Origin of the sequence: Superficieibacter electus (assembly GCF_002915575.1) — a bacterium.
Classification (GTDB): Bacteria; Pseudomonadota; Gammaproteobacteria; order Enterobacterales; family Enterobacteriaceae; genus Superficieibacter; species Superficieibacter electus.
Window position 1 is genome coordinate 43,560 of sequence record NZ_PQGD01000017.1, and the last position, 18,413, is coordinate 61,972.

Below are 18,413 nucleotides of genomic sequence, written 5' to 3' on the forward strand. Positions count from 1 at the left end.
GCTGTACTTTCTCTTTGCTCAGCTTTCAAAAGATTATGAAAATAAAAATAAGTAAACGGAGATAAAAATGAAAGAAATTATTTCTAACCATAAAGCGGGTAAGCATACAGGTATCTGTTCCGTTTGCTCTGCGCATCCGCTGGTGATTGAAGCGGCTCTACGCTTCGACTTACAGACGTCAAATAAAGTGTTAATCGAAGCAACATCCAATCAGGTTAACCAGTTCGGTGGTTATACTGGCATGCAACCTGCTGACTTCAGGGACTTTGTATATAAAATTGCGGATGAAGTAGGGTTCCCGCATGAACGCATTATCCTTGGAGGAGATCATCTCGGCCCCAACTGCTGGCAAAGTGAAAGCGCCGAGACAGCGATGGAAAAATCGCTTGAATTGATTCGCGCTTACGTGGCGGCTGGCTTCAGCAAAATTCATCTTGATGCTTCAATGTCCTGTGCCGATGACCCTGTACCACTGGACCCGGTGGTTGTCGCAGAACGTGCCGCACGGCTTTGCCTGGTCGCTGAACAAACTGCTACCGCCGAGCAAAAACGTCATCTGACCTATGTCATTGGTACAGAAGTTCCTGTCCCCGGCGGTGAAGCAAGCACCATTGGTACCGTCCACGTTACGCGTGCCGAAGATGCAGCCCGCACGCTCGAAACCCATCAGATAGCATTCAGAGCACTGGGTCTTGATGAAGCCCTTGAGCGGGTCATCGCGATTGTAGTTCAGCCTGGCGTCGAGTTCGATCATACCCAGATTATTCATTATCGCCCGCAAGATGCGCAGGCATTGTCCCGCTGGGTTAAAGACACGCCGATGGTTTATGAGGCCCACTCAACGGACTATCAGACGCGCTATGCCTATCGTGCACTGGTTCACGATCACTTCGCCATCCTGAAAGTTGGACCCGCCCTGACGTTCGCGTTACGAGAAGCCATCTTCGCCCTTGCGCAAATGGAAAACGAACTGATCGCGCCGGAAAACCGCAGCCAGGTGCTCGATGTGATTGATGAAGTGATGCTGAACGAGCCGGGCTACTGGAAAAAATATTATCGCCCCACCTGGAGTCAGGCGATGGTCGATATTCACTTTAGCCTTTCTGACCGTATTCGTTACTACTGGCCGCATCCACGTATCCGCCAGAGCGTAGAAAAATTAGTGGCAAATCTCAGCGCTACCACCCTACCGCTGGGCCTTATTAGCCAGTATATGCCAGTGCAATTTGATCGCCTGGCTATGAGCGAACTTACCGCTACGCCGCACGCTCTCATCCTCGACAAGATCCAGGATGTCCTACGTGCTTACCGCTACGGTTGTTCTTCTGAAGTTGCCTGACCGCCATAAAGAGGATTTATGAGCCAATTGTTTGTTCGCACCGCCATTAATTTCAGTTCCTGTCAGCAGGCACTGGAACATATTGGGCAAGAGATGCTTGCGAAAGGCGTCGTACATGAAACCTACCCGTCTGCGCTAATTGAGCGGGAGGCGAATTTCCCGACTGGCATTGCACTGGAAAGCCATGCCGTTGCGATCCCCCACTGCGAGGCGGTGCATGCAAAGTCACCTGCTATTTACCTGATTCGACCGGATACGCCGGTGCTGTTTCAACGCGCGGATGATGACGGAGAAATTGCCGTTTCGTTGATCATCGCGCTGATTGTTGAAAACCCGAATGCACAGTTGAAACTGCTGCGTCGATTATTTAGTGAACTGCAAAATCCGAAAACGCTTGACGGTCTGCTCGCTGCTTCAGATAGCGAACTTGGTGAGTTATTTCGGAAAACGATCCTGGAATCTGAGCCCTGCGCTCAGGTCTAACAACATACTGATAATAAAAGGAATACCCTATGAAACGTAAAGTAATTGTGGCGTGTGGCGGTGCGGTTGCAACCTCAACAATGGCTGCGGAAGAAATTAAAGAATTATGTGAAGCCAATAATATTACGCTGGATCTGGTCCAGTGCCGGGTTAATGAAATTGAAACCTATATGGATGGCGTGGATCTTATTTGCACAACGGCAAAAGTTGATCGCACGTTTGGTGATATTCCGGTAGTTCACGGTATGCCTTTTATCTCTGGCGTAGGGATTGAAGCGCTGCAGCAAAAAATCCTGAGCATCCTCGTGGGGTAACGTTATGTTTAGCGAAATAATGCGTTATATCCTCGACTTAGGTCCAACGGTAATGCTGCCGATTGTGATCATTATTTTCTCAAAGCTACTGGGAATGAAACTCGGGGACTGTTTTAAAGGCGGTTTACACATCGGGATTGGTTTTGTAGGGATAGGGCTGGTTATCGGCCTGATGCTTGATTCCATCGGACCAGCTGCAAAAGCCATGGCGGAGCAGTTCCAGATTAACCTGCACGTCGTTGATATCGGCTGGCCGGGTTCGTCTCCGATGACCTGGGCGTCACAAATTGCGCTGGTCGCGATCCCTATTGCTATTGGCGTTAACGTCCTGATGCTGGTCACGCGAATGACCCGCGTAGTCAACGTTGATATCTGGAATATCTGGCACATGACCTTCACCGGAGCCATGCTGCACCTGGCAACCGGATCGTATTGGATTGGCATTCTGGGCGTGGTTCTTCATGCGGCCTTTGTCTACAAATTGGGCGACTGGTTTGCCAAAGACACGCGGGATTACTTTGGTCTTGAGGGGATCGCCATACCGCACGGTAGCTCGGCTTATCTTGGTCCAATTGCCGTATTGGTCGATCTTATCATTGATAAGATCCCGGGCCTTAACCGTATTCACTTCAGTGCTGATGACGTGCAGAAACGCTTTGGTCCATTTGGCGAACCCGTAACCGTTGGCTTTATTATGGGGATTGTTATTGGTCTCTTAGCGGGCTACGACGTGAAAGGTGTTCTGCAACTGGCGGTGAAAACAGCGGCGGTCATGCTGTTAATGCCGCGCGTGATTAAACCCATTATGGATGGCCTTACTCCTATCGCGAAGCAGGCGCGTAAACGTCTACAGGCTAAGTTTGGTAGCCAGGAATTCCTGATTGGTCTGGACCCGGCATTGTTGCTCGGCCATACCTCCGTCGTCTCTGCCAGCCTGATCTTTATTCCGCTAACCATTCTGGTGGCGGTCGTGGTACCAGGCAACCAGGTGTTACCGTTCGGCGATCTGGCGACCATCGGATTCTTTGTGGCAATGGCAGTAGCAGTCCACCAGGGCAACCTGTTCCGCACGCTGATCTCTGGCGTCATTATTATGGGCATCACGCTGTGGATCGCCACTCAGACTATCGGTTTGCATACTCAGCTTGCTGCTAACGCGGGTGCGCTGAAAGCAGGGGGTATGGTGGCGTCCATGGACCAGGGCGGCTCGCCGATTACCTGGCTGCTGATCCAGCTTTTCACCTGGCAGAATATTGTGGGCTTCACCGTCATCGCCATTATTTATGTCCTTGGCGTTCTGCTTACCTGGCGCAGAGCACGCAACTTTGCCACGGCAGAAAAAGCCGCTGCCGCGCAACAACAGAGTCCAACCGCTTCTTAATCTTATGGGGAGCCTTCGCTCCCCTTTACATTTCTGGAGGATTTTATGAAATCAGTGGTGATCCACGCTGAGGGAGACGTACGCGTTGAAGAACGTCCCGTGCCGCAGCCAGAAGCCGATGACGACGTTCTGGTAAAAGTCGCCAGCTCAGGTTTATGCGGTTCAGATATTCCGCGTATTTTCGCCCACGGTGCGCACTATTATCCTATAACCCTGGGCCATGAATTTAGCGGCTACGTCGAATCCTGCGGAGCAGGTATTACCGATCTGGCTCCGGGCGATGCGGTAGCCTGTGTCCCACTACTGCCTTGTTTTAACTGTCCACAATGCCAGCGGCACTATTTTTCACTGTGCAAACAGTACCAGTTTGTCGGATCGCGTAGCGAAGGGGGGAATGCGGAGTATGTGGTAGTGAAGCGTGCTAATTTGTTCCGTCTTCCGGCCTCTGTGCCTATTGCTGATGGGGCGTTTATTGAACCCATTACCGTCGGGCTACATGCGTTTCATCTGGCACAAGGCTGTGAAGGTAAAAACGTAATTATTGTAGGGGCAGGAACCATCGGCCTGCTGGCACTCCAGTGCGCGCGCGAATTAGGTGCTAAAAGCGTGACGGCGATTGATATCAACCCGCAGAAGCTGGCGCTGGCAAAAGAATTAGGTGCGGATCAGGTATTTAACAGCCGGGAGATGAGCGGCGCAGAAATCCAGTCTGCACTGACAGAAAAGCAATTTGATCAGTTGGTTCTGGAAACAGCAGGTACGCCACAAACGGTTTCGCTGGGGATTGAAATTGCAGGCCCACGCGCACAGCTGGCGCTGGTGGGAACCTTGCATCATGACCTTACGCTCGCGTCGGTGGTATTCGGGCAAATTTTGCGTAAAGAGCTTACCGTACTGGGTAGCTGGATGAATTACTCCGGCCCATGGCCCGGTGAAGAATGGGAAACGGCTGCACGCCTGTTGAGCGAGAAAAAACTCAAACTTCAGCCATTGATAGCACATGCTGGAAATGCGGAAAGTTTCGCCAAAGAAGTACAGGCACTTAATGGAGCACCTATGCAGGGTAAGATTATTCTTAATTTCGCTTAAACAATACGAGCCAGCAACCTGAGCTGGCTCACATTTACTTTCGAAGATTGGCGTTCACCTTTCACTACCCTTCGATTAAAATAAAGTCAGCTAATCATCAGGCAAATTAATATGAACTCATTTGAGCGAAGGAATAAAATCGTCGATCTGGTTAATACGCAAGGCAGCGTGCTGGTGTTGGATCTTTCGAATACCTTTGGTATTTCTGAAGTCACCATCCGTGCCGATTTGCGTTTACTGGAAGATAAAGGCTTAGTCACGCGCTTTCATGGTGGTGCGGCCAGAGCTGGTAGCAATTTAATTGAAAGCGACAATCAGGAAGTGATTCTGGAGGAGCGTTATCAACTTGCAAGCGATCCAAAAAAACGTATTGCTCAGGCTGCCGCGGCGATGATTGAAGAAGGGATGACAGTCCTACTTGATAGCGGGAGTACCACTCTACTGGTAGCGGAAGCGCTGGCAAAAAATACTAACATCACTGTGATTACGAATAACCTGCCTGCGGCGTTTACCCTTTCAGATAATAAAGATATTACGCTGGTGGTGTGTGGCGGCACGGTACGTCATAAAACGCATTCCATGCATGGGACCATTGCGGAGCGGTCGTTACAGGGGATTAGCGCCGATCTGATGTTTGTGGGAGCCGACGGCATTGACGCCACCAACGGCATTACGACGTTTAACGAAGGTTATTCTATCAGCGGCGTAATGGCGGCAGCGGCACACAAGGTCGTAGCGGTACTTGACGCAACCAAGTTTAATCGTCGCGGATTTAACCAGGTCCTGCCGATGGAGAAAATTGACTGCGTGATCACCGATGAGAGCATCAGTGCACAAGACCGTCTGGCGCTGGAAAACACTCACGTGGAATTGAAGGTAGTGTAACGTCTTTTGGTCGGGCAGCGCTGCCCGACCAGAAATCACGATATGACATCCATTATTAAAACGAACTCACCCTTCCTGCTGCTCCAGCGCATACTTATACAACGCATTCTTCTTCACGCCGTGAATCTCAGCCGCCAGCGCCGCCGCCTTTTTCAGCGGTAGCTCGGCCTGCAACAGCGCCAGGGTGCGCAGCGCGTCAGCAGGTAACGCATCTTCCTGGGCCTTATGCCCTTCGACAATCAGCACCATTTCACCTTTGCGGCGGTTTTCGTCTTCTTTTACCCATGCCAGCAATTCACCGACCGGAGCACCATAGATGGACTCCCAGGTTTTGGTCAGCTCGCGTGCCAGCACCACATAACGGGATTCGCCCAGAACGGCCACGATATCTTCCAGACTTTCCAGCAGACGGTGAGTGGATTCATAAAAAATCAGCGTGCGGGTCTCTTCTTCCAGCGCCTTTAATGCATCCCGACGACCTTTTGATTTAGCGGGCAGAAATCCTTCATAGCAGAAACGGTCGGAAGGCAAGCCTGCCGCGCTTAACGCAGCGATGGCGGCACACGGGCCGGGCAACGGCACCACGCGGATACCCGCCTCGCGGCAGGTACGCACCAGGTGATAGCCGGGGTCGTTTATCAGCGGCGTTCCGGCGTCAGAGACCAGCGCGATGTTTTGCCCTTCTTTGAGCTTCGCGACCAGCGTCTCGGCTTTTTGCTGCTCATTGTGATCGTGCAGGGCAAAAAGCCGGGCGTTTATCGCAAAATGCTGTAACAGCAGGCCGGTATGGCGCGTATCTTCTGCGGCAATCAGGTCAACGTCCTGCAACACGGCGAGCGCACGTTGCGTAATATCAGCTAAATTACCGATGGGAGTCGGTACAATATAGAGCTGACCGTGAGAATTATCCGCCGATTGGTGTTGTTTCATTGTTTAGTCCGTATTGCCGATTTAATATTGAGCATCGAATAAAAATATCACTGGATACAGTATGGTACTGTCAACGCTTCTTCGTTCGAAAGCCGCACGCGGCCTGCCGGTCATTCTGGCAGCCCTGATTTTCGCTGGTTGTGGCACTCAAACGCCCGATCAGAGCACGGCCCACCTTGAGGGGACAGCGCAGGCTGATTCCGGCTATTACCTGCAGCAGATGCAGCAAAGCTCAGATGATAGCAAGACCAACTGGCAATTACTCGCCATTCGTGCCCTGCTAAAAGAGGGCAAGAGCCAGCAGGCGATGGAACTGTTTAACCAGCTACCGCAGCAGCTCAGCGATGCACAGCGTCGCGAGCAGTCTTTACTGGAAGTCGATGTGAAGCTGGCACAGAAGGATTACCCGGGCGCGCAGGCGATGCTCAGTAAACTAAACCCGGCAGATTTTGATAAAAACCAGCAGGCGCGGATCTGGCAGATGAAGATTATTGCTCTGCAGGGACGGCCTTCGCTGGAATTACTGCGCGCGTTAATTGCGCAGGAGCCGTTGCTGGCCGCAAAAGAAAAGCAGGCCAATATCGACGCGACCTGGCAGGCGCTCTCTTCAATGACGCCGGACCAGGCACAGGCGCTGGTGATCAACGCGGATGAAAATGTGTTGCAAGGCTGGCTGGATTTACAGCGCGTCTGGTTTGACAACCGTAACGATCCGGACATGATGAAAGCCGGGATTGCTGACTGGCAGAAGCGCTACCCGCAGAATCCGGGAGCCAAAATGCTACCGTCTCAGCTGGCGAATGTGCAGAATTTTAAACCGGCTTCGGTCAACCGCATCGCTCTGCTGCTGCCGTTAAACGGGCAGGCGGCTATCTATGGCCGTACGATTCAGCAGGGATTTGAGGCCGCAAAAAATGGAGCAACCCAGGTCGATGGAAGCGCGGTACCCCAGCAGGTTGCTCAGGCAGCCTCAACAGATAACGGTGTTGTCAGCCCGTCACAGGCGGAGGTTAACGATCTGACAACGGCACAGCAGGCACCGGTACAGGCTCCCGGCAACGAGGCCGCCGCGCCGGTTCAGGCACCCGGTAATGAGGCCGCTGCAGCGACTCAGGCTCCGACGGCAGAAAGCGCAGCGCCTGCCCCGACACCAGCGGCGCAGCAGAACGCGCCGGTTCAGGCTCCCGATGCAGTACCTGCCCAGCCAGCTACTGCACCACAAACGGTTACCACCCCGGCCAGTCCTTCAGCTGAGCTGAAAATCTATGACACCACCTCACAGCCGCTCAGCCAGATCCTGACGCAGGTTCAGCAGGACGGGGCCAGCATCGTGGTCGGGCCGCTGCTGAAGAATGATGTTGATGAGGTGGTAAAGAGCAATACCGCACTCAATGTGCTGGCACTCAACCAGCCTGAAGCGGTAGAAAACCGTCCTAATATCTGTTATTTCGCGCTTTCGCCGGAAGATGAAGCGCGTGATGCTGCACGCTTTATCCACCAGCAGGGCAAGTTGTCTCCGCTGGTGCTGATCCCGCGTAGCGGGCTGGGCGACCGGGTAGCAAATGCCTTTGCCGATGAGTGGCAAAAACAGGGTGGCGGCACGGTACTGGAACAGAAATTTGGCTCTGCCTCCGAGCTGCGTGGCGGCATCAACGGCGGATCGGGCATTGCGTTAACTGGTAGCCCGGTGAACGTCAGCCAGCCTCAGCCGCAGAACGTCGCGGCTGCCGGATTAGCTATCCCGACGCCGCCGACGGATGCAGAAATCTCCGGCGGTCGCGTGGACGCGGCTTATATCCTCGCCACCCCGGAAGAAATTGGCTTTATCAAACCAATGATTGCCATGCGTAACGGTAGCCAGAGTGGCGTTACGCTGTACGCCAGTTCGCGCAGCGCCCAGGGAACGGCCGGGCCGGATTTCCGTCTGGAAATGGAAGGTCTGCAATATAGCGAAATCCCAATGCTGGCAGGCAGTAATCCGGCATTGATGCAGCAAGCGCTGGCTTCGGTGCGTAATGATTACTCGCTGGCGCGCCTGTATGCCATGGGCGCAGACGCCTGGTCACTGGCAAATCATTTCTCGCAGATGCGCCAGATGCCAGGTTTTGAAATCAGCGGCAACACCGGCGATCTGACCGCCAACAGCGATTGTGTGATTAACAGGAAGTTATCATGGCTCAAATACCAACAAGGACAGGTTGTTCCGGCGAATTAACCCGTAAGCAAACCGGCGACGCGTGGGAGCAAAACGCGCGTCGCTGGCTTGAAAACAGAGGGCTGCGTTTTGTCGCGGCCAACGTCAGGATGCGCGGCGGTGAGATTGACCTTATCATGCGTGACGGGGCGGTAACGGTGTTTATCGAAGTCCGTTACCGCCGCAGCACACGCTATGGCGGGGCGGCGGCCAGCGTGAGCCGAAGTAAGCAACATAAATTATTACAGACTGCCCGCTGGTGGCTCGCCCGTCAGAATGGGAGTTTTGATACTGTGGATTGCCGGTTTGATGTGGTAGCCTGCGACGGCAGCCACATCGAATGGCTTAAAAACGCCTTTGGCGAATAAACCTGATAGTTAAGGGATACTGTGCTCGAACGAATTAAAGTGTGCTTCACCGAAAGCATCCAGACGCAAATCGCTGCGGCGGAAGCGCTGCCAGATGCCATTTCCCGTGCGGCAATGACGCTGGTGCAGTCGCTGCTTAACGGTAACAAAATTCTCTGCTGTGGCAATGGAACCTCTGCCGCCAACGCACAGCATTTTGCTGCCAGCATGATTAACCGTTTCGAGACCGAGCGTCCGGGTTTACCGGCAATGGCACTTAATACCGATAACGTGGTCTTAACCGCGATTGCTAACGATCGTTTGCATGATGAGATTTATGCCAAACAGGTGCGGGCGCTGGGCCATGCCGGTGATGTGTTGCTGGCGATTTCAACGCGTGGTAATAGCCGGGACATCGTGAAAGCGGTAGAAGCGGCAGTCACCCGTGATATGACCATTGTTGCACTGACCGGCTATGACGGCGGCGAACTGGCTGGCCTACTGGGGCCACAGGACGTTGAGATCCGCATCCCTTCTCATCGCAGCGCGCGCATCCATGAAATGCATATGTTAACGGTCAACTGTTTATGCGATCTGATTGATAACACGCTATTTCCTCACCAGGACGATTAAGGAGTACACATGAAGGCATTTTCGCCCCTCGCAGTCCTTATTTCCGCACTGCTCTTGCAGGGTTGCGTTGCTGCGGCGGTTGTCGGTACAGCAGCGGTAGGCACCAAAGCGGCAACCGATCCTCGCACCGTGGGCACTCAGGTGGACGATGGAACGCTCGAACTCCGCGTCAACAGCGCGCTGGCTAAAGACGCGCAAATTAAGAAAGAGACGCGCATTAACGTCACCGCTTACCAGGGCAAGGTACTGCTGGTCGGTCAGGCACCGAACAGCGATTTGTCTTCCCGTGCGAAGCAGATTGCCATGGGCGTCGATGGCGCAACCGAAGTGTTTAATGAAATCCGTCAGGGAAGCCCGATTGGTTTAGGCACCGCGTCCAACGATACGTGGATCACCACCAAAGTCCGCTCCCAGTTGCTGGCAAGCGATCAGGTGAAATCGTCGAATGTGAAGGTGACGACGGAAAATGGCGAGGTGTTCCTGATGGGTCTGGTGACGGATACCGAAGCCAAAGCGGCGGCGGATATGGCCAGCCGGGTCAGTGGCGTGAAACACGTTACCACCGCGTTTACGTTTATTAAGTAAGTTGTAGCACGGCGAATGTATGATGCGCCGTGCCCTCCCTGCCCGGTGGCGCTGCGCTTACCGGGCCTGGAAGGTCGAATAACGCCAGAATGCAGGCCGGGTAAGCGCAGCGCCACCCGGCATTACAACGACGCCGTCGCGGCGACAGTCAGCCGCCCCTCTTATGCCAGCGCAATACTTCCGACAATGATCCCGCCTATGGCCACCAATCCACCGGTCAGCCACAGCGCCTGTGCCGGAAACGCTTTATGCAGCATCACCAGCGACGGCAGACTGACCGCCGGTAGCGTCATCAGCAGCGCCAGCGCGGGAGCGGTTCCCATACCCGCCAGCATCATGGTCTGCACAATCGGGATTTCAGCGGCGGTTGGGATCACAAACAGACAGCCTGCAACGGCCATCGCTGCCACCCAGAAGAAGGTATTACCTACCACACCATCAGCATGCGGGAACAGCCAGACCCGGGCTGCGCCGAGGACCAGCACCGCCAGAATATAAACCGGGATCGTATTCCAGAATAGCGTCCACAACGCCCGCCCCCAGCGGGAGAAGAAACTCCCCTGCACCGGCGTTTCAACCATATCCACCGCTGCCGGTGGTACGGAGTCCTTCACCAGACGCTGCACCAGCGTGGCGACAATCAATACCATCGCCACCCCGGCGACCAGCCGCACCAGCGCAAACTGCCAGCCGAGCACAAACCCCATAAACACCAGCGTGGCCGGGTTCAACAGCGGGTTACCCATCCAGAACGCCAGCGCACCGCCCATTGATACCTGCTGACGGCGCAGCCCGACCGTGACCGGTGCCGCGCAGCAGGAGCACATCATGCCGGGCAGAGAAAAAATCGTCCCCAGCAGCGTGCCCTGAAAGCGCGGCTGGCCCAGGGTACGCAGCAGCCAGTTACGCGGGATCAGCACCTGTACCAGCGAACCCAGAATGACGCCCAGCACAGCCGCTTTCCATACGGCGAGGAAATAGACCAGCGCGTAATCCCATGCCGCGCGTAATGGGCTGGCATCCGCCTGGGCAAGAATAGATTTACCGATACTGTGCGTTTCAGCCGCCGTGAAGGCTTTGCCATAGTAAGGCTGCCATTTCACATACCACAGGCCGACGATAACAACGAGAAAGAAAAGCGCGGGCTTCCACCACTGATGTGATGATGCCGATTGAGATGAAGACTGACCAGTCATAACATTCCCCGGAGATAATTATGGTTTTACAGAAACCGGGGCATAGTACGCTGGTCAAAATATTTATGGAAATTATTAATCGTTATTACGTGCAGCAATTTCCCGTAATGCGGACGACGAGAGAATGCGCACCGGCTCACCTTCCTCCGTCAGGGCCTCAGAAAGCAAGGCCCGCGCGACATCTCTGGCGTTAATCGATTTCAAATTACCCGGCAGCAGTTTAAAGATCGGGGCCAACAATGATTCATTCACCCGATGTTTTTCACGATCGCCCAGCAGCATGGAGGGACGGGCGATGGTCAGGCGCGGCCACTGTTGCGCAATCAGGGCTTCCTCCATCTTCCCCTTCACCCGATTGTAGAAAAACGGTGAACTGGCGCTGGCTCCCATCGCGCTGACCACCAGCATATGCGTTGCCCCCAGACGTCTTCCGGTAAGCGCGGTATCCACCACTAATGTATAATCCGCATGAATAAATGCTTCCTTTGAACCTGCCTCCCGTCGGGTGGTTCCCAGACAGCAGAACACCATATCCACCGGCGTGGTCACCTGCGCCAGCGCATCGGTCAACTGGGGATCAACCGGGTTAAAAACGCCGGAAATATCGTTAAGCGGGCGTCGCGTCGGCGCAGCGATACCGGTGACCCGCGCTTCCTGAAGTAACATACGCAACAGATGATCGCCCACCAGCCCGGTCGCACCGGTCAGTAAAACCTGACTCATTGTTCTCTCCTTCCGATATGCGGATTTGTCCGTGTTGCAATCTCGCAGGTCTGCACCACACTTAAACGTCTACGGTAAGTATTTACCATATCCAGAGAAAATGATCTGAAGCCAGACAACGGAGGAAACATGGGCAAGAAAATAGCGGTCTTGATCACCGACGAGTTTGAAGATTCAGAATTTACCTCACCGGCAGAAGCGTACAAAAAGGCCGGGCACGAGGTGATCACCATTGAGAAAGAAGCCGGTAAGACGGTGAAGGGGAAACAGGGCGACGCCAGTGTGAAGATCGATAAGAGCATTGATGAGGTCAGCCCGGCAGAGTTTGATGCGCTGCTGCTACCCGGCGGCCATTCGCCAGACTCACTGCGTGGCGACGATCGTTTTGTTACCTTTACCCGCGATTTCGTTAACAGCGGCAAGCCCGTATTCGCCATCTGCCACGGTCCGCAATTGTTGATCAGCGCCGAGGTGGTGCGCGGACGCAAGCTGACCGCGGTGAAGCCTATCGTGATTGACGTCAAGAACGCCGGGGCCGAATTCTTCGACCAGGAAGTCGTGGTAGATAAGGATCAACTGGTTACCAGCCGCACGCCGGATGATTTACCCGCCTTTAACCGCGAAGCGTTACGCCTGCTCGGAGCCTGAGTTGCGTAACCAGTAAAGCTTTTTACCAAAGCCCAGGGTGTTATCGGTAAACTTCAGTTCGTCGGGGCGAATCTCCCAGACGGGCGCAGATACCACTCTGGCAACCGGAAAGCGATGGTTGTAGCGGGCACGCATCATCTCGCTTTCCTTTCCTTCCAGACGTCGAATTTCACCTTTGAACTGCACGCCACGGATCAGCGCCACGGTTTTCGGTTGTCCGTTAATAGTGCCAGCCACCGGCGCATGCAGTCCGGTCATCTGCGCATGGCGGGTGTTATCCTCGCTCAGCACATAGAAAGCGACGTTTTGCGGATCGTAAACGTAGAATGCATTCGCACACCAGAGTTCACCCTCACGGGCCACGCACCAGGTGATCACGTGCTGCTTAGCAATCCAGCGGCTTATTGCGGCAAGCGTTTCCATCCAGCCTCTCCCTTATGTTATGGTGCGCTCACCTTAACATAGTGGCTATCAACCGTGTGCTGGTATCTTTATTTAATCCGAACGGAAAACAATGCCCTCTACACCGGGATCACCACCGATGTTGCGCGTCGCTTTGGGCAACATCAGACAGGTAAAGGCGCAAAAGCCCTGCGCGGGAAAGGAGAGTTGACGCTGGCCTTTTTCGAGCAAGTCGGAGAACGCTCGCTGGCATTACGTCTGGAATACCGAATAAAACAGCTCACGAAGCGCCAGAAAGAGCGCCTCGTCGCCGGAGAGATTTTGCTAAAAAGTCTGATTACAGACGATTAAAGTGGTCGTGGTACTCCACCTGCCCATGTACGTTGACCAGTGCGTCGTCAGCCAGACGATGTACCTGAAACGCACTTTCGCTACCCGGCCAGCGGCAGCGTAAATCGTAACGGGAGGCTGATTCAAACCCGAGGCGGCTGTAAAAAGCCGGATCGCCCAGCGTGACTACGGCGGCGTAGCCAAATTCATTCAGGGAATCGAGGCCTTCATACACCAACTGGCGCGCCAGCCCTTGCCCCCGATAGTTTTCATCTACGGCCAGCGGTGCCAGCCCCACCCACTGCAAGTCTTCACCTTCGACGTCTACCGGGCTGAAAGCGACGTAGCCAATGACCTGCCCTTCGTCATCGGTCGCGACCAGGCCCAACGTGAGCAGGCCATCCTCGCGTAAATCGTGGATCAGTTTTGCTTCGGCATCGCTCTGGAAAGAACGACGCAACAGGGCATCAATACCCGGCGCATCAATGGGAATTTCAACGCGAATCAGCATGGTTCACCTACCGATCTGTTTGTGGTTTCCGGCGGTGTTTTCAGCCCCGCCTCAACAAAGTCCGCCAGTTGCAGCAGCATCATGCGTAACGCTTTTGGCATCTGCTCCAGTTCGATGGCGTCCATCAGGTTCTTCACGTACAGACCCAGTTCGGTATCGCCTTCAATCACCAGGCGGCGCTGGAAGAAAAGCGTATCGGGGTCCTGACGGCGCGCAGCGATCATTAACAGATCGCTGGCATCAGCGCTAAAGCTCACGTCAGCCTCAGCCGTTTCACTGACGATCAGACACGCGTTCTCAACGGAGGTGTACCATTTAAGGCCGATATCACGCACCTCAATACTCAACCAGCGGCCGTCAAGAAACTCCAGCTCCCCGTCTGCCAGAGCCTGGCGAAATTGCCAGCGTAGCATCTGTTCCAGCACCTGACGCTTAAGGGCAAAGGGCGTCAGCTTCACCGGCACACTCATCAGCGACGGACCAAGGTGAACCAGGCGTGAACGCAGTTTATCCAGCACGAGCTTTACTCCCTCAATTCAATAATTCCATCATTCTGCCATATCAGATAAACGACATGGCGGCGTAAATCAACAATTACGTTATGAAGACGTTATTATTGGCACCATCAATACGCGTTTAACTGCCTCAAATCAAAAATTGTCGCAGTCAGGTTAACTAAAATTCCAGTTCGTTAACAATTTGCGGCCCGCAAGGGGTGCAACGTTCAGGAAATTTTATGGAGCTCCTCTGTCCTGCTGGCAACCTTCCGGCGCTTAAGGCGGCCATCGAAAATGGCGCTGACGCCGTCTATATCGGGCTGAAAGATGACACCAACGCCCGCCATTTTGCCGGGCTTAACTTTACCGAGAAAAAATTACAGGAAGCTGTGAGCTTCGTGCATCAGCACCGCCGCAAACTGCACATCGCCATTAATACTTTCGCCCATCCGGACGGCTATGCCCGCTGGCAACGTGCAGTGGATATGGCCGCTCAGTTAGGAGCAGATGCGCTCATCCTTGCCGATCTCGCGATGCTTGAGTATGCCGCCGTTCGCTACCCGCATATTGAGCGTCATGTCTCAGTCCAGGCATCAGCCACCAATGAAGAGGCGATCCGTTTCTATCACCGTCATTTTGACGTCGCACGCGTGGTGCTGCCACGCGTCCTTTCTATTCATCAGGTCAAACAGCTTGCCCGCGTAACACCAGTACCGCTGGAGGTGTTCGCTTTTGGTAGCCTGTGCATCATGGCGGAAGGTCGCTGCTATCTCTCTTCTTATTTAACGGGCGAGTCGCCAAATACCGTAGGAGCCTGTTCTCCGGCACGTTTTGTACGCTGGCAACAAACGCCACAGGGGCTGGAGTCGCGCCTTAATGAGGTGCTGATCGATCGCTATCAGGACGGGGAAAACGCAGGCTACCCAACGCTGTGCAAAGGCCGCTATCTGGTGGATGGTGAACGTTATCACGCGCTGGAAGAGCCGACCAGCCTCAACACGCTGGAGCTGCTGCCAGAATTACTGGCCGCCGGAATAGCTTCGGTGAAAATCGAAGGCCGTCAGCGCAGCCCGGCCTACGTCAGCCAGGTCGCGAAAGTGTGGCGGCAGGCAATTGACCGCTGTATGGCTTCGCCGCAGGAATACGTCCCGCAACGCGCATGGATGGATGCGCTCGGCGCGATGTCTGAAGGTACACAAACCACACTCGGTGCGTATCACCGTAAATGGCAGTAGGGAATCACATGAAATACTCACTCGGACCAGTGCTTTATTACTGGTCAAAAGAGACGCTGGAGGATTTTTACCAGCAGGCCGCCACCAGCAGCGCCGACACGATTTATCTTGGCGAAGCGGTATGCAGCAAGCGCCGGGCGACCAAAGTCGGTGACTGGCTGGAGATGGCAAAATCGCTGGCAAACAGCGGCAAGCAGGTGGTGCTTTCCACGCTGGCGCTGGTACAGGCGTCATCTGAGCTGGGCGAGCTGAAACGCTTTATTGATAACGGCGAATTTCTGCTGGAAGCCAGCGACATAGGTGTCGTCAATATGTGCGCCGAACGTAAGCTACCGTTTGTCGCCGGACATGCGCTTAACTGTTACAACGCGGTCACGCTGCGCCTTTTACTGAAACAAGGTATGGTTCGTTGGTGTATGCCGGTGGAACTGTCCCGCGACTGGCTGATCAACCTGCTTAATCAGTGCGACGAACTGGGCATTCGCCAGCAGTTTGAAGTCGAAGTCCTCAGTTACGGGCATTTGCCGCTGGCCTACTCTGCACGCTGCTTCACCGCCCGCTCGGAAGACCGGCCAAAAGATGAGTGCGAAACCTGCTGCATTAAGTATCCTAACGGGCGCAACGTACTGTCGCAGGAAAATCAGCAGGTGTTTGTGCTTAATGGTATTCAGACCATGAGCGGCTACGTATATAACCTCGGTAATGAACTCACGTCGATGAAAGGCATTGTCGATATGGTGCGCTTGTCGCCATTAGGCACGGAAACCTTCGCCATGCTCGATGCCTTCCGCGCTAACGAAACGGGGGCTGCTCCACTGGCCCTTGCGCCACATAGCGATTGTAACGGCTACTGGAAGCGACTGGCCGGGCTGGAACTGCAGGCGTAAAAAAGCTCACTTTGTTAACAACTATAATGAAATCTTAATGCAGTATTAAAAGATTAACCGGTAACAAAGTGAGCCGTTATGACTGATAAATCGATCCCCTTTTCGGTGCTGGATCTCGCGCCGATCCCGCAAGGCTCCTCAGCCAGAGAAGCCTTCTCGCATTCCCTGGCGCTGGCACAGCTGGCGGAAAAGCGTGGCTATCATCGCTACTGGCTGGCGGAACACCATAATATGACCGGCATTGCCAGCGCGGCGACGTCGGTGCTGATTGGCTATCTCGCCGCCAACACCACGACATTGCACCTCGGTTCCGGCGGCGTGATGCTGCCAAATCACTCACCACTGGTGATTGCCGAGCAGTTCGGTACGCTGAATACGCTTTATCCGGGACGTATTGATCTGGGGCTGGGTCGCGCGCCGGGTAGCGACCAGCCGACCATGCGCGCCCTGCGTCGTCATATGAGCGGCGATATTGATAATTTCCCGCGCGATGTTAATGAGCTGGTGGAGTGGTTTGACGCCCGCGATCCTCATCCGCAGGTGCGTCCGGTGCCCGGCTACGGCGAGAAGATCCCGGTGTGGCTGTTAGGCTCAAGTCTCTACAGCGCGCAACTTGCCGCCCAGCTCGGTCTGCCATTTGCCTTTGCCTCACACTTCGCGCCGGATATGCTGTTCCAGGCGCTGCATCTCTATCGCACTAACTTCAAGCCCTCCGCGCGGCTGGAAAAACCGTACGCGATGGTATGCATTAATATTGTCACCGCCGACAGCAATCGCGATGCCGAATTCCTGTTTACCTCTATGCAACAGGCGTTCGTCAAACTGCGCCGCGGTGAAACCGGCCAGCTTCCGCCACCGATAGAGAATATGGACACTTTCTGGTCGCCGTCCGAGCAGTACGGCGTACAGCAGGCGCTGAGCATGTCGCTGGTAGGCGATAAAGCGAAGGTTCGCCATGGTCTGCAATCGATTTTGCGCGAAACGGATGCCGATGAGATTATGGTTAACGGTCAGATTTTCGATCATCAGGCGCGTCTGCATTCGTTTGATCTGGCGATGGACGTTAAAGAAGAGCTGTTTAGTTAATTTTATAGCGCCGGTTTTCGACCGTCACAGTCGGAAGCCGGTGATTTTTTTCGAAGTAGTCATAACCTGGTTTTAATGACTGCCAGAAAGCGTAGTCGGGCCATTTCGTCGCGCGCTGCATATTCGCCGCCGTCATGGAAAAAGGGAAAATATGCACCGGCACACGTTGTTGCCCGCTATTGAGCGCCTGCGCCACCAGCTGGTATATCTCGTCTATGCCGTCATCGGTCATCGCGTAGCAGCCCGCAGAAACGCAGCTACCGTGCACCATAATAAAATCCCCGGTGTAGCCGTTTGCCCGATCGTAAGCGTTGGGGTAACCAATATTAAATGCCCGATGGTAATGACTCTTCGGGTTCAGCAGCCCTTTTGTGGTGGCATAGAATCCTTCCGGGCTTTTGCCATCGCCCTGTTTGTGTTTTGGCCCTAAACCACCCGACCAGGCACAAATAGTCCAGGTTTTATACAGTTCATAAGGTTTATTTCCGGCGCTGGACCACAACTCAAGCTTGTCTTCAGCTTTCAGAATACGGATAAACACACGGTCACCGGGGTGGATTTCTTTCGGCGGTAAGGGTGCGGGAGGCGCGGTTTTCTCCTCAGGCAGAAAAGGGATTTCCTCTTGCGGGACGGGCCAGAAAAAACGAATACCGACTGCGATTATTGCGGCACAGAGTATCAGATAGAATAACCCCGCACGTCCCATTACTCGCTCTCC

The 18,413-nt window shown here is 54.2% G+C and carries 22 protein-coding genes; 15 read left to right on the top strand and 7 right to left on the bottom strand.

Translation table 11 applies throughout. The features are described 5' to 3' along the window. The first annotated feature begins 67 nt into the window (after window positions 1-67). The 6 genes from gatZ to CHU32_RS19640 all read left to right on the top strand — a co-directional run bounded on the left by gatZ (window position 68) and on the right by CHU32_RS19640 (window position 5,491). Window positions 68-1,339, top strand: coding sequence for a tagatose-bisphosphate aldolase subunit GatZ (gene gatZ / locus CHU32_RS19615; protein WP_103676680.1), 1,272 nt, complete (start codon window positions 68-70; stop codon window positions 1,337-1,339). 18 nt (window positions 1,340-1,357) lie between these two features. After that, a complete protein-coding gene (gene gatA, locus CHU32_RS19620) occupies window positions 1,358-1,822 on the top strand; it encodes a PTS galactitol transporter subunit IIA (RefSeq protein ID WP_103676681.1) in 465 nt (154 codons plus the stop codon). A gap of 29 nt (window positions 1,823-1,851) precedes the next feature. Next, window positions 1,852-2,136 carry a PTS galactitol transporter subunit IIB gene (gene gatB, locus CHU32_RS19625; protein ID WP_103676682.1) on the top strand — a complete coding sequence of 95 codons (285 nt, stop codon included), beginning with the start codon at window positions 1,852-1,854 and terminating at the stop codon, window positions 2,134-2,136. A gap of 4 nt (window positions 2,137-2,140) precedes the next feature. Then, on the top strand, window positions 2,141-3,517 hold the full coding sequence (locus CHU32_RS19630) for a galactitol-specific PTS transporter subunit IIC (protein WP_103676683.1): 1,377 nt from the start codon (window positions 2,141-2,143) through the stop codon (window positions 3,515-3,517). Between the two features lie 45 nt (window positions 3,518-3,562). Next, window positions 3,563-4,606: a galactitol-1-phosphate 5-dehydrogenase gene (gene gatD / locus CHU32_RS19635; protein WP_103676684.1), complete on the top strand. Its 1,044-nt coding sequence runs from the start codon at window positions 3,563-3,565 to the stop codon at window positions 4,604-4,606. A 111-nt stretch (window positions 4,607-4,717) separates the two neighbouring features. Continuing rightward, entirely contained in the window at window positions 4,718-5,491 is a 774-nt protein-coding gene (locus CHU32_RS19640; RefSeq protein WP_103676685.1) for a DeoR/GlpR family DNA-binding transcription regulator, read from the top strand. A 66-nt stretch (window positions 5,492-5,557) separates the two neighbouring features. Here CHU32_RS19640 and rsmI read toward each other — a convergent pair whose 3' ends face one another. Then, a complete protein-coding gene (gene rsmI, locus CHU32_RS19645; RefSeq protein ID WP_103676686.1) occupies window positions 5,558-6,421 on the bottom strand; it encodes a 16S rRNA (cytidine(1402)-2'-O)-methyltransferase in 864 nt (287 codons plus the stop codon). 61 nt (window positions 6,422-6,482) lie between these two features. On the opposite strand from rsmI, the gene CHU32_RS19655 reads away from it, so the two are divergent. From CHU32_RS19655 to dolP, 4 genes are read left to right on the top strand one after another with little or no spacing between them, the layout of a single operon-like run. After that, window positions 6,483-8,636 (top strand): penicillin-binding protein activator, encoded by a 2,154-nt coding sequence (locus CHU32_RS19655; RefSeq protein ID WP_103750916.1) that lies wholly within the window; start codon window positions 6,483-6,485, stop codon window positions 8,634-8,636. Next, entirely contained in the window at window positions 8,594-8,983 is a 390-nt protein-coding gene (locus tag CHU32_RS19660; protein WP_103676688.1) for a YraN family protein, read from the top strand. Before CHU32_RS19655 ends, CHU32_RS19660 begins: the two co-directional genes overlap by 43 nt. Window positions 8,984-9,004: 21 nt before the next feature. Continuing rightward, window positions 9,005-9,595 carry a DnaA initiator-associating protein DiaA gene (gene diaA, locus CHU32_RS19665; protein ID WP_103676689.1) on the top strand — a complete coding sequence of 197 codons (591 nt, stop codon included), beginning with the start codon at window positions 9,005-9,007 and terminating at the stop codon, window positions 9,593-9,595. Window positions 9,596-9,604: 9 nt separating this feature from the next. Further along, a complete protein-coding gene (gene dolP, locus CHU32_RS19670; RefSeq protein ID WP_103676690.1) occupies window positions 9,605-10,180 on the top strand; it encodes a division/outer membrane stress-associated lipid-binding lipoprotein in 576 nt (191 codons plus the stop codon). Between the two features lie 161 nt (window positions 10,181-10,341). On the opposite strand, the gene CHU32_RS19675 is transcribed toward dolP, so the two are convergent. Beyond that, window positions 10,342-11,376, bottom strand: coding sequence for a permease (locus tag CHU32_RS19675; RefSeq protein ID WP_103676691.1), 1,035 nt, complete (start codon window positions 11,374-11,376; stop codon window positions 10,342-10,344). A gap of 75 nt (window positions 11,377-11,451) precedes the next feature. Next, on the bottom strand, window positions 11,452-12,099 hold the full coding sequence (locus CHU32_RS19680; RefSeq protein WP_103676692.1) for an NAD(P)H-binding protein: 648 nt from the start codon (window positions 12,097-12,099) through the stop codon (window positions 11,452-11,454). 129 nt (window positions 12,100-12,228) lie between these two features. Here CHU32_RS19680 and CHU32_RS19685 point away from each other — a divergent pair, with 129 nt between their 5' ends. After that, window positions 12,229-12,747, top strand: a complete 519-nt coding sequence (locus CHU32_RS19685; RefSeq protein WP_103676693.1) for a type 1 glutamine amidotransferase domain-containing protein — start codon at window positions 12,229-12,231, stop codon at window positions 12,745-12,747. Here the strand turns inward: CHU32_RS19685 and CHU32_RS19690 are convergent. Next, window positions 12,727-13,170: a YhbP family protein gene (locus tag CHU32_RS19690; RefSeq protein ID WP_103676694.1), complete on the bottom strand. Its 444-nt coding sequence runs from the start codon at window positions 13,168-13,170 to the stop codon at window positions 12,727-12,729. The genes CHU32_RS19685 and CHU32_RS19690 overlap by 21 nt on opposite strands. A gap of 54 nt (window positions 13,171-13,224) precedes the next feature. Between CHU32_RS19690 and CHU32_RS19695 the strand changes: the two genes are divergently transcribed. Beyond that, window positions 13,225-13,500 carry a GIY-YIG nuclease family protein gene (locus tag CHU32_RS19695; protein ID WP_103676695.1) on the top strand — a complete coding sequence of 92 codons (276 nt, stop codon included), beginning with the start codon at window positions 13,225-13,227 and terminating at the stop codon, window positions 13,498-13,500. Here the strand turns inward: CHU32_RS19695 and CHU32_RS19700 are convergent. Together CHU32_RS19700 and ubiT are read right to left on the bottom strand one after the other, a co-directional pair. Then, window positions 13,487-13,990, bottom strand: coding sequence for a GNAT family N-acetyltransferase (locus CHU32_RS19700; RefSeq protein ID WP_103676696.1), 504 nt, complete (start codon window positions 13,988-13,990; stop codon window positions 13,487-13,489). The genes CHU32_RS19695 and CHU32_RS19700 overlap by 14 nt on opposite strands. Further along, window positions 13,984-14,508 (bottom strand): ubiquinone anaerobic biosynthesis accessory factor UbiT, encoded by a 525-nt coding sequence (gene ubiT, locus CHU32_RS19705; RefSeq protein ID WP_103676697.1) that lies wholly within the window; start codon window positions 14,506-14,508, stop codon window positions 13,984-13,986. Before ubiT ends, CHU32_RS19700 begins: the two co-directional genes overlap by 7 nt. A gap of 218 nt (window positions 14,509-14,726) precedes the next feature. Between ubiT and ubiU the strand changes: the two genes are divergently transcribed. The 3 genes from ubiU (at window position 14,727) to CHU32_RS19720 (ending at window position 17,695) form a co-directional block, all read left to right on the top strand. Then, the gene (gene ubiU / locus CHU32_RS19710; RefSeq protein ID WP_103676698.1) at window positions 14,727-15,722 is read left to right on the top strand and encodes a ubiquinone anaerobic biosynthesis protein UbiU; all 996 of its coding nucleotides are present in this window, start codon (window positions 14,727-14,729) and stop codon (window positions 15,720-15,722) included. 8 nt (window positions 15,723-15,730) lie between these two features. Then, a complete protein-coding gene (locus tag CHU32_RS19715; RefSeq protein ID WP_103676699.1) occupies window positions 15,731-16,609 on the top strand; it encodes a U32 family peptidase in 879 nt (292 codons plus the stop codon). Window positions 16,610-16,687: 78 nt separating this feature from the next. Then, window positions 16,688-17,695: a luciferase-like monooxygenase gene (locus CHU32_RS19720; RefSeq protein ID WP_103676700.1), complete on the top strand. Its 1,008-nt coding sequence runs from the start codon at window positions 16,688-16,690 to the stop codon at window positions 17,693-17,695. Here CHU32_RS19720 and CHU32_RS19725 read toward each other — a convergent pair. Then, window positions 17,688-18,401 carry a L,D-transpeptidase family protein gene (locus CHU32_RS19725; RefSeq protein WP_103676701.1) on the bottom strand — a complete coding sequence of 238 codons (714 nt, stop codon included), beginning with the start codon at window positions 18,399-18,401 and terminating at the stop codon, window positions 17,688-17,690. The genes CHU32_RS19720 and CHU32_RS19725 overlap by 8 nt on opposite strands. Window positions 18,402-18,413 lie beyond the last annotated feature (12 nt).

Coding starts and splice junctions, on each gene's coding strand:
- gatZ (WP_103676680.1), top strand. CDS start 68: ATGAAAGAAATTATTTCTAACCATAAAGCGGGTAAGCATACAGGTATC.
- gatA (WP_103676681.1), top strand. CDS start 1,358: ATGAGCCAATTGTTTGTTCGCACCGCCATTAATTTCAGTTCCTGTCAG.
- gatB (WP_103676682.1), top strand. CDS start 1,852: ATGAAACGTAAAGTAATTGTGGCGTGTGGCGGTGCGGTTGCAACCTCA.
- CHU32_RS19630 (WP_103676683.1), top strand. CDS start 2,141: ATGTTTAGCGAAATAATGCGTTATATCCTCGACTTAGGTCCAACGGTA.
- gatD (WP_103676684.1), top strand. CDS start 3,563: ATGAAATCAGTGGTGATCCACGCTGAGGGAGACGTACGCGTTGAAGAA.
- CHU32_RS19640 (WP_103676685.1), top strand. CDS start 4,718: ATGAACTCATTTGAGCGAAGGAATAAAATCGTCGATCTGGTTAATACG.
- rsmI (WP_103676686.1), bottom strand. CDS start 6,421: ATGAAACAACACCAATCGGCGGATAATTCTCACGGTCAGCTCTATATT.
- CHU32_RS19655 (WP_103750916.1), top strand. CDS start 6,483: ATGGTACTGTCAACGCTTCTTCGTTCGAAAGCCGCACGCGGCCTGCCG.
- CHU32_RS19660 (WP_103676688.1), top strand. CDS start 8,594: ATGGCTCAAATACCAACAAGGACAGGTTGTTCCGGCGAATTAACCCGT.
- dolP (WP_103676690.1), top strand. CDS start 9,605: ATGAAGGCATTTTCGCCCCTCGCAGTCCTTATTTCCGCACTGCTCTTG.
- CHU32_RS19675 (WP_103676691.1), bottom strand. CDS start 11,376: ATGACTGGTCAGTCTTCATCTCAATCGGCATCATCACATCAGTGGTGG.
- CHU32_RS19680 (WP_103676692.1), bottom strand. CDS start 12,099: ATGAGTCAGGTTTTACTGACCGGTGCGACCGGGCTGGTGGGCGATCAT.
- CHU32_RS19685 (WP_103676693.1), top strand. CDS start 12,229: ATGGGCAAGAAAATAGCGGTCTTGATCACCGACGAGTTTGAAGATTCA.
- CHU32_RS19690 (WP_103676694.1), bottom strand. CDS start 13,170: ATGGAAACGCTTGCCGCAATAAGCCGCTGGATTGCTAAGCAGCACGTG.
- CHU32_RS19700 (WP_103676696.1), bottom strand. CDS start 13,990: ATGCTGATTCGCGTTGAAATTCCCATTGATGCGCCGGGTATTGATGCC.
- ubiU (WP_103676698.1), top strand. CDS start 14,727: ATGGAGCTCCTCTGTCCTGCTGGCAACCTTCCGGCGCTTAAGGCGGCC.
- CHU32_RS19715 (WP_103676699.1), top strand. CDS start 15,731: ATGAAATACTCACTCGGACCAGTGCTTTATTACTGGTCAAAAGAGACG.
- CHU32_RS19720 (WP_103676700.1), top strand. CDS start 16,688: ATGACTGATAAATCGATCCCCTTTTCGGTGCTGGATCTCGCGCCGATC.
- CHU32_RS19725 (WP_103676701.1), bottom strand. CDS start 18,401: ATGGGACGTGCGGGGTTATTCTATCTGATACTCTGTGCCGCAATAATC.